The sequence below is a fragment of the Streptomyces sp. GL_141 genome (genome assembly GCF_057834385.1).
This window is the reverse complement of sequence record NZ_CM174402.1, coordinates 1,613,288-1,635,837: the sequence shown is the minus strand read 5'-3', so window position 1 is coordinate 1,635,837 and position 22,550 is coordinate 1,613,288. Positions and strand designations below refer to the sequence as shown.

Sequence of the window (22,550 nt, the reverse complement as noted above, 5' to 3'; positions counted from 1 at the left end):
GACATGGAAACGCTCGCTGATCTCACCGCCGCCCACCGCTCCGGCACGCTCGCGGAGCGGTACCCGGAGGTACGCCGCGTCCTCACCGGACTTGCGGACGACGAGCTCGCCCGGGCCGGGCAACTGCTCGCCGGCCTCGACGCCGAACAGGTCGGCAAGGAGAACCCGGACGCGCCCCAGATCCGGGTGGCGGTCACCGGCAACGGAACCCTCTCCGGCCTGCTCGCACCACTGACCGCCGAATTCGCCCGGCACGGACTGCTGTTGCGACCGCACTTCACCGACTTCGGCAGCTACGTCCCGGAGCTGTCCGCACCCGACAGCGAACTGTGGGCCGCATCGCCCGACCTGGTGCTGTGCGTCCTGGACCACAAGGCGGTCCTCGACGAGGTACCCACCCCCTGGCACGTCGCCGACGTGGCGAAGGCCGTCGAGGCCAAGGTCGCTCTGATCCGCGGGCTGGTCGACCGGTTCGCCGCCCACGGCAGCGGAACGCTCGTCCTGAACACGCTGCCCCTGCCGCAGACCGTGCTCGCCCAACTGGTGGACCACCGTTCCCGGGCCCAGCTGGGGGCCGTGTGGCGGGAGGCCAACGCCGCCCTGCTGAGGCTGGTCGACGCGCATCCCGGCGTCGTGGTGCTCGACCTCGACGCCCTGCTGACCGAAGGCATCCTCCTCACCGAGACCCGGCTCAGCAGCTACGCCAAGGCCAACCTCTCGCCGGCCCTGCTGGCCCGGTACGCCAGGCAGGCGGGACACCTCGCCAGGAACATCGCCGGCCGGAGCAAGAAGTGCCTGGTCCTCGACCTGGACGAGACCGTCTGGGGCGGCATTCTCGGCGAGTGCGGGCCCGAGGGCATCGAGGTCGCCGGCAGCTACAAGGGCGAGGCATTCCGCACGTTCCAGAAGGTAGCCAAGCAACTGGGCTCCCAGGGCGTGCTGCTGGCCGCGGTCAGCAAGAACGACATCGAGCCGGTCCGCGACGCGCTGCGCACGCACCCCGAGATGACGCTCCGCGAACCCGATTTCGTTCGCGTGATCGCCAACTGGCGTCCCAAGCACGACAACCTCAACGACCTGGCCGCCGACCTCAACATCGGTGTCGACAGCTTCGTCTTCGTGGACGACAGCCCCTTCGAATGCGGGCTGGTACGACACGAGCTGCCCGAGGTGGCCGTCGTACAGGTGGACAGGGAGCCCGCACGGCACGTGGAACGGCTGCTGCACGACGGGTGGTTCGACGTCGTACAGGTCACCGACGAGGACCGGGCCCGGCCCGCCACGTACCGCGACGAGCTGGTCCGCAACGACTTCCTGCAGAGCTTCGACTCGCTCCAGGACTACCTCCGCGAGCTGGAAGTGTGGGTGCGCTTCGGCCCCGTGGAACCGGCCGAGGTGGCCCGCGCCGCACAGATCACGCTGCGCACCAACCAGTTCAACCTCACGACCGAGCGACTCCAGCAGGCCGACGTGAGCCGTCTGCTGGACGACGCCTCGACCACCGTGCTCGGCATCCACTCCGGCGACCGCTTCGGCGCCAACGGACTGGTCGGAGCGGTGTTCCTGCGCCGCACCGGATCAACCGTCGAGATCGAGAACTTCTTGCTCAGCTGCCGGGTCTTCGCCCGCGGCATCGAGCAGGCCTGCCTGGCCGAAGTGCTGCGTCAGGCCGCGGCGACCGGCGCGGACCGGGTCGTCGGCCACTACCGGCCGACCGCCAAGAACGGCAAGGTCGCCGACTTCTACACCCGGAACGGCTTCACCCCGATCTCCCGGGACGACACGGGAGCCGTCTTCGCCCACGACCTCACCGGGATCCCGCCGACTCCCGAGCACATCCAGCTGATCACCCCCGCCGAAGGGACCGCAGAGTGAACACCGTCGACGAGTTCGTCACCCTTGTGTGCGACGAGGTGGGACTACCGATCACCGCCGATCACCTGGAAACCGGATTCGACCGGGTCCCCGGATGGGACTCGGTGCACCTCCTCACCCTGGTGATGGCGCTCGAACGCAGCACCGGCCGGCCCGTCTCCGTCCCCGACCTGCTCGAAGCACCGACCTTGGGTGACGTCTACAGGCTGGCGGTCGGTCCGTGACCGGTCGGCCCGTGGTCCGACAGCGACGACAGACGCTGTACTTCCTCGAACAGATCCGCTCGTTCTCCCCGGTCTTCCTCGACACCGAGGTCGACATGGACGAAGTGCTGCGGCACCGGGAGGCGGCGCGCGAACAGGGACAGCGCTACTCGCTGGTCAGCTACGTGCTCCACGCCGGCGCCCGGATCCTCGCCGCGCACCCCCAGGCGAACGCGGCGATCAAGGGCCGCAGGCTTCCCCGGATCGCGCACTACTCCGAGGTCAACGCCAAGCTGGCGCTGGACCGGACGCTCGACGGACAGCGGGCGGTACTCTCCGCGGTCCTCCCCGACCTGGCCAAGGCCGACCTGGCACAGATCCAGGAGCGGGTCTCGTACTACCGCGACGGCGACGCCGAGCAGATGGCCGAATTCGCCGGGGTCCGCAAGCTCCAGGGCCTGCCGACCCCCGTGGGCAGGTTCGTCTTCCGGCGCTTCGTCCAGCCACTCGCCCGGCGCGCCGAGGTCTTCGGCACCTTCGCGGTGACCTCGCTCGGCCACCGGGCGGTGGACGGCTTCCACTCCGTCGGCGGGACCACGATCACCCTCGGTGTCGGACGGATCCTCACCCGGCCCGTCGTACGGGACGGCGAGGTCACCACCGCCCCGGTCATGCGGCTCAGCCTCTCCTTCGATCACCGGGTGATCGACGGCGGCGAAGCGGCCGACATCCTCACCGAGATCAAGAACGCGCTGGAGAGGCCGGGCGGTTGGGCATGAACGACATCGCGGAACTGAAACAGTTCATCGTCGTACACGCCAAGGCCCAGGGCCTGAGCGCCGCCCAGTACCAGCCGATCCTGGACCGGATCGGCAGCGACACGGACGGCGCACCCGATTCCTGGGCCGCCGTCTGGCGCGCGGCCGGCGAGGCCCTGGAAGAGGGCGGAGACCTCCTGGAGGCCAACCGCCGCTACGTGATGGCCCGCTTCCCCTACGTGGACGGGCCCGGCCGGGCCGGCGCCCAGGAGAGCTACCTCAGCGCCTTCGAACGCTGGAGCAAGACCCAGCAGGACATCGAATCGCTGGAGCTCAGCGTCCTCGGCGGCCGCGTCCGCTGCTGGGCCACCGGACTGAACGCCTCCGCCCCGCGCCCGCTGGTGCTCATCATGGGCGGCATCATCAGCGTCAAGGAGCAGTGGGCTCCGACGCTCAGGCTGGCCAACCGCCTGGGACTGGCGGCCGTGGTCGCGGAGATGCCCGGCGTCGGCGAGAACACCATGCGGTACGACACGGACAGCTGGCGCATGATCACAGCCGTGCTGGACGCGGTCGCCGACCGCGCCGACGCCGCGAACACCACCGCGCTGGCGCTGAGTTTCAGCGGGCACCTCGCGCTGCGCTGCGCGCTCACGGACCACCGCATCCGCGGAGTCATCACCGCGGGCGCACCGGTCGGCGCCTTCTTCACCGACGGCGAGTGGCAGCGCCAGGTCCCCCGGGTCACGGTGGACACGCTGGCCCACCTCGCCCGCACCACCACCGAGGAACTGGGCGGACTCCTGCCCGGCCTGGCACTCATCGAGGAACAACTCAAGGCGCTGGACATCCCGGTGTACTACCTGGCGAGCCGCCGGGACGAGGTGATCCCGCCCGAGGACCTGGCCATGCTGCGCAGGAACGTCCGCGACCTGCACGTACTGGACAACGACGACGTGCACGGATCCCCCCGCCACGCTCTGGAGAGCCGGCTGTGGATCGTCCAGTCCCTCATGCGGCTGACCGGCCACCACGGAATCAAACCGGCGCTGCTCGGCGCACTGCTGCGGCTGCTGCGCCTCCGCTCACGCTTCGCACACAACGATAGGTAGGCAAGCTCGACCATGGGTGAATTCCAGGCGCACACGTCGACATCGGCCGAAGCGATCGCCATCGTCGGAATGTCCTGCCGGCTGCCGCACGCGGAGAACCCCGCCCAGCTGTGGCAGCTGCTGCGCGACGGCCGCAGCGCGATCGGCGAGCCGCCCGCGGGCCGTCCCGAACTGCCCTCCCGGCCGGGAGGCTACCTCGAGGACGTCAGCGGATTCGACGCGGGCTTCTTCGGCATCAGTCCGCGTGAGGCCTCGTCCATGGATCCCCAGCAGCGGCTGATGCTCGAACTCGCGTGGGAGGCATTGGAGGACGCCCGGATCCTCCCGTCCGGCCTCGCCGACAGCCGGACCGGCGTCTTCGTCGGCGTCATCGCCGACGACTACGCCGCCCTCACCCGTCAGTACGGGATCGAGGGCATCACCCACCACACGCTGACCGGCCTGAACCGCGGCATCATCGCCAACCGGATCTCCTACACGCTGGGCCTGCACGGACCCAGCGCCGCCGTGGACACCGGCCAGTCCTCCTCGCTCGTGGCCGTGCACCTGGCCGCCGAGAGCCTGCGCCGCGGCGAGTCCTCCATGGCCATCGCCGGCGGTGTCAACCTCAACCTGGTGCCGGACAGCACCATCGGCGCCGAGAAGTTCGGCGGACTGTCCCCGGACGGCCTCAGCTTCACCTTCGACGCGCGGGCCAACGGGTACGTGCGCGGCGAGGGCGGCGCGTTCGTCGTCCTCAAGCCGCTGTCCGCCGCCATCGCCGACGGAGACCCGGTCTACTGCGTGCTGCACGGCAGCGCGATGAACAACGACGGCACGACCGAAGGCCTCACCGTGCCGAGCCCGGCCGGCCAGCAGGACGTCCTGCGCCAGGCCTACCAGCGCGCCGAAGTCTCCGCCGACCAGGTGCAGTACGTGGAACTGCACGGCACGGGAACCAAGCTCGGCGACCCGATCGAGGCTTCGGCCCTGGGCTCGGTACTCGGAGACGGCCGCGTGGACGGCACCGAACTGCGCGTCGGATCGGTCAAGACCAACGTCGGGCACCTGGAGGGCGCCGCCGGCATCGTCGGTCTGCTCAAGACCGCCCTCTGCATCCGCAACCGCGAGCTCGTGCCGAGCCTGAACTTCGAGACCCCCAACCCGGAGATCCCCCTCGGCGAGCTGAAGCTCTCCGTCCAGCTGAGCCGCGAACCGTGGCCGCGCCCGGACCAGCCGCTCTACGCAGGCGTGAGCTCGTTCGGCATGGGCGGCACCAACTGCCACGTCGTCCTGTCGGACGTGAGCGACGCCGAGCCCGCCGCGAAGCCCGCTGCTGTCGCCGAGCCCGATTCGGTTCCGGTGCCGTGGGTGGTGTCGGGCAAGTCGGTCGACGCCGTGGCGGGTCAGGCGGGTCGGCTGGTGTCGTTCCTGGAGGAGCGTCCGGAGCTGGATGTCGCGGCGGTGGGTCGTTCGCTGGCGGTGTCGCGTGCTCGTTTCGATCACCGTGCGGTGGTGGTGGGGGAGTCCCGTGAGGAACTCCTTGAGGGTGTACGGGCGTTGGTGGCGGGTGTGCCGGCGGCTGGTGTGGTGTCCGGTCGTGTGGTGCCGGGTGCGTCGGTGGCGTTCTTGTTCTCGGGGCAGGGCAGTCAGCGTGTGGGTATGGGTCGTGAGTTGTATGCGGCGGAGCCGGTGTTCGCGGCGGCGTTCGATGAGGTTGTCGCTGCTCTTGATGTGCACCTGGATCGTTCGCTTGCTGCGGTGATCGAGGGTGAGCCGGAGCTGCTTCAGCGGACCGGTTTCACTCAGCCGGCGCTGTTCGCGATCGAGGTGTCCCTCTTCCGTCTCCTCTCTCACTACGGCGTGACGCCGGACTATCTGGTGGGTCACTCCGTCGGCGAGCTCGCCGCCGCCCATGTTGCGGGTGTGCTCTCGCTTGAGGACGCTGCGCGGCTTGTGTGTGCGCGGGCGCGTCTGATGGACGGTATTGCCGAGGGTGGGGCGATGGTGGCCCTGAATGCGGGTGAGGAGAAGGTTTCCGGTTGGCTTGAGGGCCGTACTGGTGTGGATGTGGCGGGGTTCAACAGCCCTGGCAGCACGGTGATTTCGGGTGACGAGGCGGCTGTTCTCGAGGTCCTGGAGATTGCCCGCGCCGAGGGTGTGAAGGCGACCCGGCTGAAGGTGAGTCACGCTTTCCACTCCGCGCACCTGGACGGAATGCTGGGCGAGCTCACCGAGGTAGCCCGCGAGCTGACGTACTCGGCTCCGCGGATCCCGGTGGTCTCGAATGTCACGGGGCAGTTGATCGAGGAGTTCACGGCCGAGTACTGGGCTGTGCAGGCGCGGTCGGCCGTCCGCTTCGCCGACGGCATCGCGACCCTGGCGGGTCTCGGCGTGACGGCGTTCGTGGAGTTGGGTCCGGACGGCACCCTGGCCGGCCTGGCGAACGAATGCCTGGCCGACACCGAGGGCACCGTCGTGGTCCCTCTGCTTCGCAAGGACCGTGTCGAGAAGCGCTCCCTCCTCGCCGCCCTGGCTTCCGTGCACACGCACGGCGTCGGCGTGGACTGGGAGGGCTTCCTCCCGGGCTCCGCAGTCGTCGAGCTCCCCACGTACGCCTTCCAGCGGCAGCCCTACTGGCTGGAGGGCTCGGCGAACGAGCCGGTACGGGTCCGGCCCGCCGCCGCGCGGCGGAACGAGCCGAAGCGGTCCGCCCCACGAGGCGACGAACTCGAACTGGTCCGTGCGCACGTGGCGGCCGTGCTCGGCCACGGTTCCGCCCGCGACGTGGACGTCGACACGACCTTCAAGGACCTGGGCTTCGACTCCCTCTCATCGGTCGAGCTGCGCAACGCGCTGAACGCGGCCACCGGGCTCGCCCTGCCCGCCGGCCTCCTCTTCAACTACCCGACCCCCTCCGTCCTCGCCGAGCACCTCGGCGACCAGCTCCTCGGCCTGGACCAGGACGACGACGCGTACGAGGCCGTCGCGCTCGACGAGCCGATCGCGATCGTGGGCATGGCCTGCCGGCTCCCGGGCGGCATCGCCTCGCCCGAGGACCTGTGGCGCCTGGTCAGCAGCGGCTTCGACGCCATCGACGGATTCCCGACCAACCGTGGCTGGGACCTCGACGCGCTGTTCGACCCCGATCCGGACCGTGCCGGCAAGTCCTCCGTCGCCAAGGGCGGCTTCCTGCACGACGCGGACACGTTCGACGCCGAGTTCTTCGGGATCAGCCCCCGCGAAGCGGCGGCGATGGAGCCCCAGCAGCGGCTGCTGCTGGAGACGGCCTGGGAGGCCTTCGAGCAGGCGGGCATCGACCCCGCCGGGCTGCGCGGCACCCGTACCGGCGTGTACGTGGGCGCCGTGGCGCAGGAGTACGGGCCGCGGCTGCACGAGCCGTCCGGCGGATACGACGGCTACTTGCTGACGGGCAACACCGCCAGCGTGGCCTCGGGTCGGCTGGCCTACACCTTCGGGCTGGAGGGTCCGGCGGTCACGGTCGACACCGCCTGCTCGTCCTCGCTCGTGGCGCTGCACCTCGCCGCGCAGTCGCTGCGCCAGGGCGAGTCCTCCGTGGCGATCGCCGGCGGTGTGTCCGTGATGGCCACGCCCGGCATGTTCGTGGAGTTCTCCCGTCAGCGCGGGCTGTCGCCGGACGGACGCTGCAAGGCGTTCTCGGCGGCCGCGGACGGTACGGGCTGGGCCGAGGGCGCGGGTCTGCTGGTGCTGGAACGGCTGTCGGACGCGGAGCGCAACGGCCACCAGGTCCTCGCGGTGATCCGCGGGTCCGCCGTCAACCAGGACGGTGCGAGCAACGGTCTGACCGCCCCCAACGGGCCCTCCCAGGAGCGGGTCATCCGGACCGCGCTGGCCAATGCCCGCCTGTCCGCGTCCGAGGTGGACGCGGTGGAGGCGCACGGCACGGGTACCAAGCTCGGCGACCCCATCGAGGCACAGGCCCTGATCGCCACCTACGGCCAGGACCGCGAAGAGCCGCTTCGACTCGGCTCGCTGAAGTCGAACATCGGTCACACGCAGGCCGCGGCGGGCGTCGCGGGCGTGATCAAGATGGTCATGGCCATGCGCAACGGGGTTCTCCCCGCGACGCTGCACGCTGACGAGCCGACCTCGCACGTCGACTGGTCGGCGGGCACGGTGGAGCTGCTGACCCAGGCCCAGGAGTGGCCGGAGCTCGACCGCCCGCGCAGGGCTGGCATCTCGTCCTTCGGCATCAGCGGTACCAACGCGCACCTCATCGTCGAACAGGCCGCGGACATCGAAGCTCCGGTGGAGGGGCCGTCTGTTTCGGGTCCGGTGCCGTGGGTGGTGTCCGCCAAGACGGGGGCTGCTCTGTCGGAGCAGGCGGGTCGGCTGGTGTCGTTCCTGGAGGAGCGTCCGGAGCTGGATGTCGCGGCGGTGGGTCGTTCGCTGGCGGTGTCGCGTGCTCGTTTCGATCACCGTGCGGTGGTGGTGGGGGAGTCCCGCGAGGAGCTCCTCGACGGACTGCGGACGCTGATCCCGGGCGGGCCCGTCTCGGCCGGCTCGGTGGCGTTCTTGTTCTCTGGGCAGGGCAGTCAGCGTGTGGGGATGGGGCGTGAGTTGTATGCGGCGGAGCCGGTGTTCGCGGCGGCGTTCGATGAGGTTGTCGCGGCGCTGGACGTTTACCTGGATCGTTCGCTTGCCGGGGTGATTGAGGGTGAGCCGGAGCTGCTTCAGCGCACCGGTTTCACTCAGCCGGCGCTGTTCGCGATCGAGGTGTCCCTCTTCCGTCTCCTCTCTCACTACGGCGTGACGCCGGACTATCTGGTGGGTCACTCCGTCGGCGAGCTCGCCGCCGCCCATGTTGCGGGTGTGCTCTCGCTTGAGGACGCTGCGCGGCTTGTGTGTGCGCGGGCGCGTCTGATGGACGGTGTTGCCGAGGGTGGGGCGATGGTGGCCCTGAATGCGGGTGAGGAGAAGGTTTCCGGTTGGCTTGAGGGCCGTTCGGGTGTGGATGTGGCGGGGTTCAACAGCCCTGGCAGCACGGTGATTTCGGGTGACGAGGCGGCTGTTCTCGAGGTCCTTGAGATTGCCCGCGCCGAGGGTGTGAAGGCGACCCGGCTGAAGGTGAGTCACGCTTTCCACTCCGCGCACCTGGACGCAATGCTGGGCGAGCTCACCGAGGTAGCCCGCGAGCTGACGTATTCGGCTCCGCGGATCCCGGTGGTCTCGAATGTCACGGGGCAGTTGATCGAGGGGTTCACGGCCGAGTACTGGGCTGTGCAGGCGCGTTCGGCCGTCCGCTTCGCCGACGGCATCGCGACCCTGGCGGGTCTCGGCGTGACGGCGTTCGTGGAGTTGGGTCCGGACGGCACCCTGGCCGGTCTGGCGAACGAATGCCTGGCCGACACCGAGGGCACCGTCGTGGTCCCTCTGCTTCGCAAGGACCGTGTCGAGAAGCGCTCCCTCCTCGCCGCCCTGGCTTCCGTGCACACGCACGGTGTGGGTGTGGACTGGGAGGGCTTCCTGCCGGGCTCCGCAGTCGTGGGCTTGCCGACGTACGCGTTCCAGCGTGAGCGTTTTTGGTTGGATGCGCCGCGTTCTGGTGATGCGGCGGGTCTGGGTCTGACGGCTGTGGATCATCCGTTGTTGGCCGCGGTGATCACGGAGCCTGATGGTGACGCGGTGCAGTTCTCGGCGTCGGTGTCGTTGTCTTCGCATCCGTGGCTGGCTGATCATGCGATCGGTGGGACGGTGTTGGTTCCGGGGACGGTGTTCCTGGAGCTGGCGGGCGCCGCGGCCGAGCAGCTCGGTTACGCCACCGTCGAGGAACTCACCCTCCAGGCACCCCTGGCCCTCTCGTCGACGGCGAGTGCCCAGCTGCGACTGACCGTCGACCGGGCCGATGCGCGCGGCGACCGGCAGTTCACGGTGTACTCGCGGACCGGCGAAGAGCAGTGGACCGCCCACGCGGCCGGCCTGCTCACGTCCTCCGTCCCCTCGCCGGGCGTGTCCCTGGACCAGTGGCCCCCGGCCGATGGCACCGTCATCCCGCTGGACGGCGTCTACGACCGCCTCGACGAACTGGGTTACGGCTACGGGCCGGCCTTCCACGGCCTGCGCGCCGCCTGGCGCGCGGGCGACGAGGTCTTCGCCGAGGTGGCCCTGCCCGACCGGCTGCACGGCGAAGCCGCTCGCTTCGGCGTGCACCCCGCTCTCCTCGACGCGGTTCTGCACCCGCTGGTGTTGGAGGCCGCGGCCGCGGCGCAGGACGACAGCACGATCCGTCTCCCCTTCTCGTTCTCCGGCTTTGTACTGCACGCGGTCGGTGCCACGGTGCTGCGCGTCCGCTGGACCCGTACCGGACAGGACACGGCCCGCCTCGCCCTCGCCGACGGGGCCGGCGCTCCGGTGGCGGCGATCGAGTCGGTCGCCCTGCGGCCGATCGCCCGCGATCAGCTCGCCGTGGCCGGTCCGGCCGTGGAGTCGCTGTACCGACTGGCCTGGGAGGCCGTCCCGACGGCCGGGCCGGTCGCCGACGAGCGGTGGGTCCGGCTGGGCGAGGCGCCCTACACAGGCCTTGCCGCGCTCGGAGCCGCGGTCGACGCCGGTTCGGCCGTACCGGAGTTCGTGGTGATCGGCGAGCAGGAACTCGTCGCCGGCGCCACCGGTGATGTACTCGCCCGGACCCATGCCACGGCGGCGCGCGGGCTGGAGGCGGTACAGGAATGGCTGGCTGCACCGCAGCTCGCGGAGAGTCGGCTCGTCCTCGTCGTGCCGGACGGGGCGCTGCACACGGCCCCGCTCGTCGGCCTGATCCGTACCGCGCAGACCGAGCAGCCGGGCCGGCTGGTCCTCGTCCACCTCGATGAGGGTGGTCTGGAGTTGCTGCCGGCGGTGTTGGCTTCGGGTGAGCCCGAGGTGGCGGTGCGTGGTGGTGGGTTGTTCGTGCCGCGGCTTGCTCGTGCCGCGGGTGCGGTTGCGGGTGTGGTGGAGGGGTTGGATCCGGAGGGTACGGTCTTGGTGACCGGTGCTCTGGGGACGTTGGGTCGTCTGGTGGCGCGTCGGCTGGTTTCGCATCACGGTGCGCGGCATCTGTTGTTGGTGTCGCGTCGTGGTGGTGAGACTCCGGGTGCGGCGGAGTTCGTGGCGGAGCTGGCGCAGTTGGGCGCTCGCGCCGAGGTCGCGGCGTGTGACGTGTCGGACTTCGATGCGTTGGCGGGGCTGCTGGACGAGGTTGCGGTCGGGCGGCCGTTGACGGCCGTGGTGCACACGGCGGGTGTGCTGGACGATGCGACGGTCTCGTCGTTGTCGGCCGGTCATCTGGAGCGGGTGATGCGTCCCAAGGTGGACGCCGCCTGGAACCTCCACCGCCTCACCGAGTCCCTCGGCCTTGCCTCGTTCGTCATGTTCTCGTCCATCGCGGGACTCATGGGCAACGCCGGCCAGGCCAACTACGCGGCGGCGAACACCTTCCTCGACTCCCTCGCCGAACACCGCCGCGCCCAGGACCTGCCCGCCACCTCCCTCGCGTGGAGCCTGTGGGACAGCGCCGACGGCATGGCCGGAACCCTCGCCGACGCCGACGTCGCGCGGTGGAAGCGGAGCGGAATCGTCCCGCTGACGCCCGAACTGGGTCTCGAACTGTTCGATGCGGCGCTCGCCTCGGCGGAGCCGCTGCTGGTCCCCGCCGAACTCGACCTGGGCGCCCTGCGCGCCCGCGCCGAGGAGAACGCGCTTCCCGAGCTGTTCACCGGCCTGGTCCGGGTCCGCCGCCGCCAGGCGGCCGGTGCCGCCCGCGGCGCCGACTCGTCGTGGGTCCAGCGGCTGATCGCACTGGGCGCGGAAGAGCGCGCGCAGGCCGTGCTCCAGACCGTACGGGAGACCGTGGGGCTGGTCCTCGGGCACGGAGCCAACGCCGACATCGACCCGGCCAAGGCCTTCAAGGACACCGGCTTCGACTCCCTCACCGGTGTCGAACTGCGCAACCGGCTCAACTCGGTGACCGGGCTGCGACTGCCCACCACCCTCGTCTTCGACCACCCGTCGCCCCGGGCCGTGGCGGACTTCCTGCTGGACCAGCTCGACGCGACCGGAACGGCCGCCACCCCGTCGGTCGTCGCCCATGCGCCGGGAATGGACGAGCCGATCGCGGTGGTCGGGATGGGCTGCCGCTATCCGGGCGGGGTCGCCTCGCCCGAGGACCTGTGGCGGCTCGTGGCGGAGGGCCGGGACGCGATCGACGAGTTCCCGTCCGACCGCGGCTGGGACGTGGAGGTCCTCTTCGATCCGGACCCCGAGAAGATCGGCAAGTCGTACACGCGCAAGGGCGGATTCCTTTACGAAGCCGCCGAGTTCGACGCCGAGTTCTTCGGGCTGAGCCCGCGCGAGGCGATCGCGACCGACCCGCAGCAGCGGGTGCTGCTGGAGGTCGCGTGGGAGGCGCTGGAGCGGGCGGGCATCGATCCTGCCTCGCTGCGCGGCTCCTCGACCGGTGTGTACGCCGGTGTGATGTACAACGACTACGGGTCGCGGCTGGGCAGTGCTCCGGAGGGCTTCGAGGGGCATCTGCTGACGGGGACGATCGCGAGTGTCCTGTCGGGGCGGGTGTCTTACACGTTCGGCCTTGAGGGTCCTGCGGTGACGCTGGACACGGCGTGTTCCTCGTCGCTGGTGGCCGTACACCTGGCGGCTCAGGCCCTGCGCCAGGGCGAGTGCTCCATGGCCCTCGCCGGCGGCGTCACGGTGATGTCCACCCCGACGACCTTCGTGGAGTTCTCGCGTCAGCGCGGCCTGTCCCCGGACGGGACCTGCAAGTCCTTCGCCGCTTCGGCGGACGGTACCGGCTGGGCCGAGGGCGCGGGCATGCTGGTGCTGGAGCGCCTGTCGGACGCGAAGCGCCTCGGGCACAACATCCTCGGCGTCATCCGCGGTTCCGCGGTCAACCAGGACGGTGCGAGCAACGGCCTCACCGCCCCCAACGGGCCCTCGCAGGAACGCGTCATCCGCCAGGCCCTCGCCAACGCCCGCCTCGCTCCGCACGAGGTGGACGCGGTCGAGGCGCACGGCACCGGTACCCGGCTCGGCGACCCGATCGAGGCCAACGCGCTGCTGGCCACCTACGGCCAGGACCGCGACGAGCCCCTGCGTCTGGGATCCATCAAGTCGAACATCGGTCACACGCAGGCCGCCGCGGGTGTGGCGGGCATCATCAAGATGCTGATGGCGATGCGCAACGGGGAGCTTCCGGCGACCTTGCACGTGGACGAGCCGACCCCGCACGTCGACTGGTCGACGGGCGCCGTGGAGCTGGTCACCGAGCACCGGGCGTGGCCCGAGCTGTCGCGTCCGCGCCGTGCGGCCGTCTCTTCCTTCGGTATCAGTGGCACCAATGCCCACGTGGTCCTGGAGCAGGGCCCGGAGCCGGTCGAGGTCGATGAGCCGGTGGTGGTGGGGCTTCCGCTGGTGGTGTCGGCGAAGAGCGAGGCGGCGCTGGCGGCGCGTGCCGGTCAGGTGCGTGAGCTGCTGGCTTCGGAGTTGGTGGATCCGGTGCGGGTGGCTTCGGCGCTCGCGACGCGGGTTCCGCATCTCCCCTTCCGTGCATCGGTTTCGGGCACGGGCCGGGATGAGTTGCTGGCGGGTCTTGAGGCGCTGGCTTCGGGCGGTTCGGCGGCGAATCTGGTGCAGGGCGCGGTCTCCGGTGCGGGCAAGACGGTGTTCGTGTTCCCGGGTCAGGGTTCGCAGTGGCAGGGCATGGCGCTGGAACTCTTCGACTCCTCCCCGGTGTTCGCCGCGCGTCTGGTGGAGTGCGAGCGGGCGTTGGCTCCGTTCGCGGACTGGGCACTGCTTGATGTGTTGCGTGGTGTTGAGGGCGCGCCTGGTTTCGACCGGGTGGATGTGGTCCAGCCGGCGCTGTGGGCGGTGATGGTGTCCTTGGCCGCGTTGTGGCGGTCGGTGGGCATCGAGCCGGACGCGGTGATCGGCCATTCGCAGGGTGAGATCGCGGCGGCGGCGGTGTCGGGGGCACTGTCCCTGGACGATGCGGCGAAGGTCGTGGCGTTGCGCAGTCGGGCGATCGTGAAGCTCGCGGGTACGGGTGGCATGGTCTCGGTGGCGCTGCCGGCCGAGGAGGTTCGTGAGCTCATCACCCGTTGGGGCGGCGCGATCGACATCGCCGCACACAACGGCCCGCGTTCCGTCGTGGTCGCCGGCGAGGTGACCGCTCTGGAGGAGATGATCGCCCACTGCAAGGCCAACCATGTGCGCGCCAAGCGCATCCCCGTCGACTACGCCTCCCACTCCGCGTACGTCGAAAGCCTGCGGGACGAGCTCCTGGACGCCCTGTCCTCGCTCACCCCGCGCCCCGTCAAGGTGCCCTTCCTGTCCACCGTCACCGGGCAGCCGCTGGCCGGCACCGAGCTCGACGGCACCTACTGGTTCCGCAACCTGCGCCAGACCGTCCAGCTGGAAGAGGCCACGCTGACCCTGCTCGAACAGGGCCACCGCGTCTTCATCGAGGCCAGCGCCCACCCGGTGCTGACCATCGCGCTCCAGGAGACCATCGACGACAGCGCGTACGACAGCGCCGTCACCGTGCCCTCGCTCCACCGTGACGAGGGCGGACTCGACGACTTCCTCGCCTCCGCGGCGCAGGCCCACGTCTCGGGCGCCCCGCTCGACTGGGCCGCCGTGACCGGCGGACCCGGCGCGGTCGTCGACCTGCCGACCTACCCCTTCCAGCGCCGACGGCACTGGCTGGAGGGCCCGGCGCTCGCCGGTGACGCGGGCGGGCTCGGCATGGCCGCCGAGCGGCACCCGCTGATCGGCGCCGCGCTCTGGATGGCCGACGAGGACAAGCTGGTCCTCAGCGGCCGGATCGCCCTGAACACGCAGCCCTGGCTGGCCGACCACGCCGTGGCCGGCACCGTACTGCTCCCCGGCACCGCCTTCGTGGACCTCGCCATCCGTGCGGGTGACCACACGGGCCTCGACCAGCTCGACGAGCTGACCCTGCAGGCACCGCTGGTGCTGGCAGGCCGGGGCGGAGTACAGCTCCAGGTCGTGGTCGAGGCTCCGGACGAGGAGGGCCGGCGCGCCCTGTCGGTCCACTCCCGCCCGGAGCCCGAGTCCGACGACGCCCCCGTCCACCAGTGGACCCTGCACGCCACCGGTGTACTGGGCCACGCGGAAGGACCGGCGGGCGTACCGGCCGACACGGCGTGGCCCCCGGCCGGCGCCGAGCCGGTCGACCTGACGGCGGCGTACGACACGCTCGCCGAGCGGGGCTTCCAGTACGGACCCACCTTCCAGGGCCTGCGGGCGCTGTGGCGCGCAGGACAGGAGACGTTCGCCGAAGTCGCGCTCCCCAAGGACGTCCCCCTGGGCGACTTCGGGATCCATCCGGCCCTCCTCGACGCCGCCCTGCACCCGCTCGCGCTCGCGGAGGACGGCCGCCTGGTGCTGCCGTTCGCCTGGACCGGAGTACGGCTGCACGCGGTGAACGCCAGCGTGCTGCGCGTACGGATCACCCCCGAGGGCTCGGGCACCGCCCTGTCCCTCGCCGATGCGAGCGGTGCGCCGATCGCCTCGGTGCGGACGCTCAGCCTGCGGGCCGTCGACCCCGCGCAGCTGACCGGCTCGGGCACCCCCGGCCGGCCGCTGCTCCAGGTCGAGTGGACCACCGCCCCGCAGACCGCCCCGGTCGCCGAGTGGGCCGTCCTCGACGAGACCGGCCACGGTCTGCCCGCCCCCCTGGGCAGCTACTCGGACCTCGCCGGCATCGTCGGAACCCCGCAACTCGTCGTGGTCCCCTTCCCCGGCGAGGACGGCCCCGGCGCCGCGGCACACCGCGCCCTGCGGCTGGCCCAGGCATGGCTCACCGAGGAGCGGTTCGCCGACTCGCGCCTGGTCTTCGTGACCCGTGACGCGACCACCGCCCGCACGGAGGCCGGCCTCGGATCGGCTCCCGTCTGGGGACTGGTGCGTACCGCCATGGCCGAGAACCCCGGCCGGTTCGGCCTGCTGGACCTGACGGACTGGGACCTCTCCGAGGCCGAGCTCGGCCGTGCGCTGGCCGTACCGGAAGCACAGGTGAGCCTGCGGGACGGGGCACTGCTCGTACCGCGCCTCGTCAAGTCGCCCACGACGGGCGACACCGTGCCCGCCCTGAACCCCGAGGGCACCGTGCTCATCACGGGCGCCACCGGCACCCTGGGCCAGCTGTTCGCCCGCCACCTCGTCGCCGAACACGGCGTACGGCACCTGCTGCTGGCGAGCCGCCGCGGCCGGGAGGCCGCCGGCATGCTCGAACTGGAGGCGGAGCTCACCGCACACGGAGCCGACGTGTCCGTGGTCGCCTGCGACACGGCCGATCGCGCCGCCGTCGCCGCGATGCTGGGGGCGATCCCCGCGGAGCACCCGCTCACCGCGGTCCTGCACACCGCCGGCGTCCTCGTCGACGGCACGCTGCAGGCCCTCACGGCCGAGCAGCTGGACACCGTACTGCGGCCCAAGGTCGATGCGGCCCGGCACCTGCACGAGCTGACGGCGGACCTGCGGCTGGACGCCTTCGTCCTGTTCTCCTCGCTGGCCGGTACGGTCGGCGCCGCGGGACAGGCCAACTACGCGGCGGCCAACACCTACCTGGACGCCCTCGCGGTTCACCGCCAGGCCCTGGGCCTGCCCGGCACCTCCCTGGCCTGGGGCCTGTGGGCCGAGGGCAGCGGGATGACCGGTCACCTGAACGACGCCGACCTCGCCCGCATGTCCCGGAGCGGCATCGCCCCGATCGGCAGCGAGCAGGGGCTGGCGCTGTTCGACGCGGCCCTCGCCACCCGCCGGCCGGTGCTCGTCCCGGCACTGCTGGACTACGCCGGACTGCGGGCACAGAGCGAGGACGGCACGCTCCCCGAGCTCTTCCACGGTCTGGTGCGCCCGGCACGGCGCGCCGCCGCCGGCGAGCAGACGGGCGGCAACTCCCTCCGGGAACGCCTGGCGGCCCTGGCCCCGCAGGACCAGGAGCGTGCCCTGCTCGAACTGGTCCGCGGCGTGGTGGCCTCCGTACTGGGGCACACCGACTCCGACCAGGTGGCGCCCGACCGCGCCTTCAACGAGCTGGGCTTCGACTCGCTCAAGGCGGTGGAACTGCGCAACCGGCTGAACGCGGCCGCAGGCCTGAAGCTGCCCGCGACGCTGGTGTTCGACTACCCGAACACGGTCGAGCTGACCGGCTACCTGCGCACCGAACTGCTCGGTGCGCCCGCCGCGGCGGCCGTCGCCGAACCGGTCGCCGGCGCCTCCGACGAGCCGATCGCGATCGTGGCGATGGCCTGCCGCTACCCGGGCGAGGTCACCTCCCCCGAGGAGCTGTGGTCGCTGCTGTCCGACGAGCGGGACGCCATCGGCCCGTTCCCCGACGACCGCGGCTGGGACCTGGACGGCCTGTACGACGCGGACCCCGACCACCTGGGCACCTCGTACACCCGGCACGGCGGATTCCTCTACGAGGCCCCGCAGTTCGACCCCGAGCTCTTCGGGGTGAGCGCCCGCGAGGCCACTGCCATCGACCCGCAGCAGCGCCTGCTGCTGGAGATCTGCTGGGAGGCCTTCGAGCGGGCGGGCATCGACCCGACCTCGCTCAAGGGCAGCCAGACCGGTGTGTTCGCCGGTGTCATGGCGAACGACTACGCGGCACGCCTGAAGGACGCCCCCGAAGGCCTGGAGGGCTACCTGTCGGTCGGCAGCACGGTCAGTGTCGCCTCGGGCCGGGTCGCCTACACCTTCGGCCTGCAGGGTCCGGCGATCACCGTCGACACCGCCTGCTCCTCCTCGCTCGTCGCGCTCCACCTCGCCGCCCAGGCGCTGCGCAGCGGTGAGTGCGGGCTGGCCCTGGCCGGCGGTGTGACCGTACTGGCCGCACCGACCCTGTTCGTAGAGTTCAGCCGGCAGCGCGGACTGGCGCCGGACGGCCGGTGCAAGTCCTTCTCCGCGCGGGCGGACGGGGCGGCCTGGGCCGAGGGCGCCGGAATCCTCCTCCTGGAGCGGCTCTCCGACGCACAGCGCAACGGCCGCCGGATCCTCGGCGTGATCCGCGGAACCGCCGTCAACCAGGACGGCGCGAGCAACGGCCTCACCGCCCCCAACGGGCCGTCGCAGGAGCGGGTGATCCGCCAGGCCCTGACCAACGCGGGTCTGACCACCGCGGACGTGGACGCGCTGGAGGCCCACGGCACCGGCACCACCCTGGGCGACCCGATCGAGGCCCAGGCGGTCCTCGCCACCTACGGGCAGGAGCGTCCGTCGCCCCTCCTCATGGGCTCCCTGAAGTCCAACATCGGACACTCCCAGGCCGCCGCCGGTGTGGCCGGCGTCATCAAGATGGTCATGGCGATGCAGCACGGGGTCCTTCCCAAGAGCCTCCACATCGACGAGCCCAGCCCCCACGTGGACTGGTCCTCCGGCGAGGTGGAACTGCTCACCGAGACGGTGCCGTGGCCCGAGGCCGAGCGGCCGCGCCGGGCCGGCGTGTCCTCCTTCGGAATCAGCGGCACCAACGCCCACGTCATCGTGGAGCAGCCGCCGACCGGGGCGACGCTCCCGCCGGCCGAGCCGATGCCGGTCGTGCCGCTGGTGCTGTCCGCACACAACGACGCGGCCCTGCTGGCGCAGGCCGACCAGGTGGGCGCGACCCTCGCCGACACCGGGCAGCCCGACCTGGCCTCGACGGGCCGGACCCTGGCCGTCGGGCGCGCCGGACTGGCGCACCGCGCCGTGGTGGTGGCCTCCACCACCACGGAGGCGGTCGACGGACTCGCGGCACTGACCGTGCGGGGCACCCCCGTGGAAGGTCGTACGGCCTTCCTCTTCACCGGCCAGGGCAGCCAGCGGCTGGGCATGGGCCGGGACCTGTACACCGGTTACCCCGCCTACGCCCAGGCCCTGAACGCCGTATGCGAAGAGCTCGACCGGTGGCTGGAAACGCCGCTGCTCGACGTCCTCTTCGGCGAGGACCCCGCGCCCCTCGACCGGACCGGCATCACGCAGGCCGCCCTGTTCGCCACCGAGGTCGCGCTCTACCGGCTCCTCGAAAGCTGGGGGGTACGGCCGGACTTCCTCGCAGGCCACTCCATCGGTGAACTGGCCGCCGCGCACGTGGCCGGCGTCCTCTCGCTGGCCGACGCGGCGCAGCTCGTCGCGGCCCGTGGCCGGCTGATGCAGGCACTGCCCGCCGGCGGCGCGATGCTCGCCGTACAGGCCGAGGAGCAGGAGCTGCTCCCGCTGCTCGCCGGACGGGAGGACCTGCTCGGCATCGCCGCCGTCAACGGCCCCACCTCCGTGGTGCTCTCGGGCGACGCGGAAGCCGTCGATGCCATCGGAGCCGAACTCGCGGCCCGGGGGCGCAAGACCAAGCGGCTGCGCGTCAGCCACGCCTTCCACTCCCCGCACATGGACGCGATGCTGGACGCGTTCCAGACGGTCGCGAAGGGACTCGCGTTCTCTGCACCCACCATCCCGATCGTCTCCACCCTGACCGGGCAGCCGGTCGGCGCCGAGGAACTGACCACGCCCGAGTACTGGGTGCGGCACGTCCGCCGGCCCGTGCGCTTCCTGGACGCGGCACGCGCCCTGCACGCCGAAGGCGTACGCACCTTCCTGGAGCTCGGTCCGGACGGCGTGCTCAGCGCGATGGCGCAGGAGTTCCTCGACGAGGGATCCCTCCTGGTGCCGATGCTGCGCGGCGGGCGCCCGGAGGCACACACCGCCGTCACGGCCCTGGCCCACGCCCACGTCCGGGGGGTGCCCGTGGACTGGCCGGCACTGTTCGGCAAGAACGCCGGACCCACCGCGGACCTGCCGACCTACCCGTTCCAGCGCCGGCGCTACTGGCTCACGGAAGGGCCCGGCGGCGGTGACGTCAGCTCGGCCGGACTGGACTCCGCACGGCACCCGCTGCTCGGAGCCGCGGTTCCGCTCGCCGACTCCGACGGTGTCCTGTTCACCGGCCGGATCTCGGCCCGCAGCCACCCGTGGTTCGCGGACCACACCGTCTCCGGCACCCTCCTGCTCCCGGGCACCGCCCTGGTGGAGGTCGCCCTGCACGCGGGCGCCGCACTCGGCTGCGAGCGCCTGGAGGAGCTCACCCTGCAGGCGCCCCTGGTCCTTCCCGACGAGGGACTGCTCCAACTCCAGATCACCGTCGGCGGCCCCGACGAGGACGGCCGCAGGCCCCTGGCCGTCCACTCGCGCGGGGACCGGGACGGCGACGTCTGGAACCGGCACGCCACCGGAACCGTCGTGGCCGCCCTCGGCGTCAGCCCCGACCCCGACCCCGACCTTGCGTCCTGGCCTCCGGCCGGCGCCGAACCGCAGCCCGTCGAGGACCTGTACGACCGCCTCGCCGACCAGGGCTACGGCTACGGCCCCGCCTTCCAGGGCCTCCAGGCGGCATGGCGGTCGGGCGACGACCTCTACGCCGAAGTGCGGCTGCCCGTCGACCCCGACGGATTCGCCCTGCACCCGGCACTGTTCGACGCCTCGCTGCACGCGCTGCTCCTGGAAGAGACGGCCGAACTCCGGCTCCCCTTCTCCTTCGGCGGCGTCCAGCTGACCGGGTCACGGCCCGACACCCTGCGGGTGAAGCTGTCGGCCGGCCCGGACGGAACCGTCGCCGTCACCCTCGCCGACGACACGGGCGCACCGGTCGCCACCGTCGCATCGCTCGCACTGCGGGCCCTGCCGGCGGGGACCGCGCTGTCCCGCCCCGCCGACCAGCACGTGTACGGGGTGGAACGGGCCGCCGTGGAACTCCCCGCCGGGAGCGGCACGACCCTCGCGGTCCTCGGCTCGACCGACCTCGGGCTCCTCGCGGAACACCACGCCGACCTCGCCGCCTTCGCGGCCTCGACGGCGGACGGCGCCGCCGCACCCGACGTGGTCGTCCTTCCGGTACGCCCCGCCGCTCCGCAGGAGACCGGCCAGGTCACCGAGGAGGTGCTGGCCGTCCTGCAGGAGTGGCTCGCCACCGACGCACCGGCCGGAACGCGGCTCGCCGTGCTCAGCACCGGGGAACTGGCGCACAGCGCGCTGTCCGGGCTGATGCGGACCGCCGCGTCGGAACACCCCGGACGCTTCCAGCACGTGATCACGGCCGGACCGCCGGCCGGCCGCGAGCTGCTCGCAGCAGCCCTGGCCGACCCCCGGCCGCAGCTCGAACTGCGCGACGGACAGGCCTACGTGACCCGGCTCGCAAAGGTCCCGCACCCGGACCGGACCCCGCACCCGGACCTGCAACCGGACCGGACCCCGGACGCCGGGGCCGCGTTCGACCCCGAGCACACGGTGCTGATCACCGGTGGCACCGGCGCACTCGGAGCCCAGGTCGCCCGGCACCTGGTGACCGCCCGCGGCGCCCGCCACCTGCTGCTCACCAGCCGGCGCGGCGGGGCACAGGACCTGGTCGCCGAACTGACGGCACTCGGCGCGGACGTACGGGTCGCGGCATGTGACGCGGCCGACCGCGACGCGCTGGCCGCACTGCTCGCCACGATCCCGGACGAGCACCCGCTCGCCGCGGTCGTGCACGCGGCCGGAGTCATCGAGGACTCCACGCTGGAGGCCACGACCCCGGAGAGCCTCTCCCGGGTCCTGCGGCCCAAGGTGGAAGCCGCCTGGAACCTGCACGAGCTGACCGCCGGACCGGAGCTGACGGACTTCGTCCTCTTCTCCTCCGTCGCCGGCCTGGTGGGCAACGCCGGACAGGCCAACTACGCCGCCGGCAACACCTTCCTGGACGCGCTCGCCGAACACCGGCGATCCGACGGCCTGCCCGCCGTGTCCCTCGCCTGGGGCATGTGGCAGGACGGCATGGCGAACGACCTCGACCAAGCCGACCGCGCCCGGCTCGCACGCACCGGGATCCTCCCGATGCCGACCGGCCAGGCACTCGCGGCCCTCGACACGGCCCTGAGCGCAGGCGGGACGGCACAAGCCGACGGCGGGGCCGGGACCCGGCCGGTGCTCGCGCCCGTGGCACTCGACCTCGCGGTCCTGCGCACCCTCGGGGACGCACTGCCCGAGCTGTACCGGGGCCTGGTGCGCACCGGGCCCCGGGCCACCCGGAGGGCCTCCGCTCCGGCGGAGATCCCGCTGGCGCAGCGGCTCGCGGGCCTGGAGGCGGCGGAGCAGCAGCAGCAGCTGCTCGACTTCGTCAGGGAACAGGTCGGCATCGTCCTGGCCCACCCGGCCCCGCGGACGATCGACGTCCAGCGCGGACTGCTGGACCTGGGCTTCGACTCGCTCACCGCGGTCGAACTCCGCAACAGGCTGAACACCGCCACCGGACTGCGGCTGCCCAGCACGCTCGTCTTCGACCACCCGACCACACAAGCCGTCGCCGAGCACCTGCGGGGCGAACTGGTCGGCGAAGCGGCGGACCCGGTCCAGGCCGCCCTGGACGCACTGGAGGCCGCTCTCTCGGCCGCCGCCCCGTCGGACGGCGACGGACCGGCAGGAACGTACGCCGCGCGCCTGCGCGGCCTGCTTCGGACGGTGGACGGCGCTTCCGGCGACACCGACACCGATCTCGGCCTGGCAACCGACGACGAACTCTTCGCAGCACTTGACAACGAACTCGGCAGGTAGAC

The 22,550-nt window shown here is 71.8% G+C and carries 5 protein-coding genes; all 5 read left to right on the top strand.

Annotation, left to right across the window (positions count from 1 at the left end; genetic code table 11):
• Positions 1-3 precede the first annotated feature (3 nt).
• Genes AC3IX6_RS06990 through AC3IX6_RS06970 form a run of 5 tightly spaced genes read left to right on the top strand, consistent with a single transcriptional unit; the run spans position 4 to position 22,548 of the window.
• A complete protein-coding gene (locus AC3IX6_RS06990; protein ID WP_489369365.1) occupies positions 4-1,875 on the top strand; it encodes an HAD-IIIC family phosphatase in 1,872 nt (623 codons plus the stop codon).
• Positions 1,872-2,099, top strand: a complete 228-nt coding sequence (locus AC3IX6_RS06985) for an acyl carrier protein (RefSeq protein WP_489369364.1) — start codon at positions 1,872-1,874, stop codon at positions 2,097-2,099. Before AC3IX6_RS06990 ends, AC3IX6_RS06985 begins: the two co-directional genes overlap by 4 nt.
• Positions 2,096-2,857, top strand: a complete 762-nt coding sequence (locus tag AC3IX6_RS06980; RefSeq protein WP_489369363.1) for a 2-oxo acid dehydrogenase subunit E2 — start codon at positions 2,096-2,098, stop codon at positions 2,855-2,857. Before AC3IX6_RS06985 ends, AC3IX6_RS06980 begins: the two co-directional genes overlap by 4 nt.
• The gene (locus AC3IX6_RS06975; RefSeq protein ID WP_489369362.1) at positions 2,854-3,948 is read left to right on the top strand and encodes an alpha/beta hydrolase; all 1,095 of its coding nucleotides are present in this window, start codon (positions 2,854-2,856) and stop codon (positions 3,946-3,948) included. Before AC3IX6_RS06980 ends, AC3IX6_RS06975 begins: the two co-directional genes overlap by 4 nt.
• A 12-nt stretch (positions 3,949-3,960) precedes the next feature.
• A complete protein-coding gene (locus AC3IX6_RS06970) occupies positions 3,961-22,548 on the top strand; it encodes an SDR family NAD(P)-dependent oxidoreductase (RefSeq protein WP_489369361.1) in 18,588 nt (6,195 codons plus the stop codon).
• Positions 22,549-22,550 lie beyond the last annotated feature (2 nt).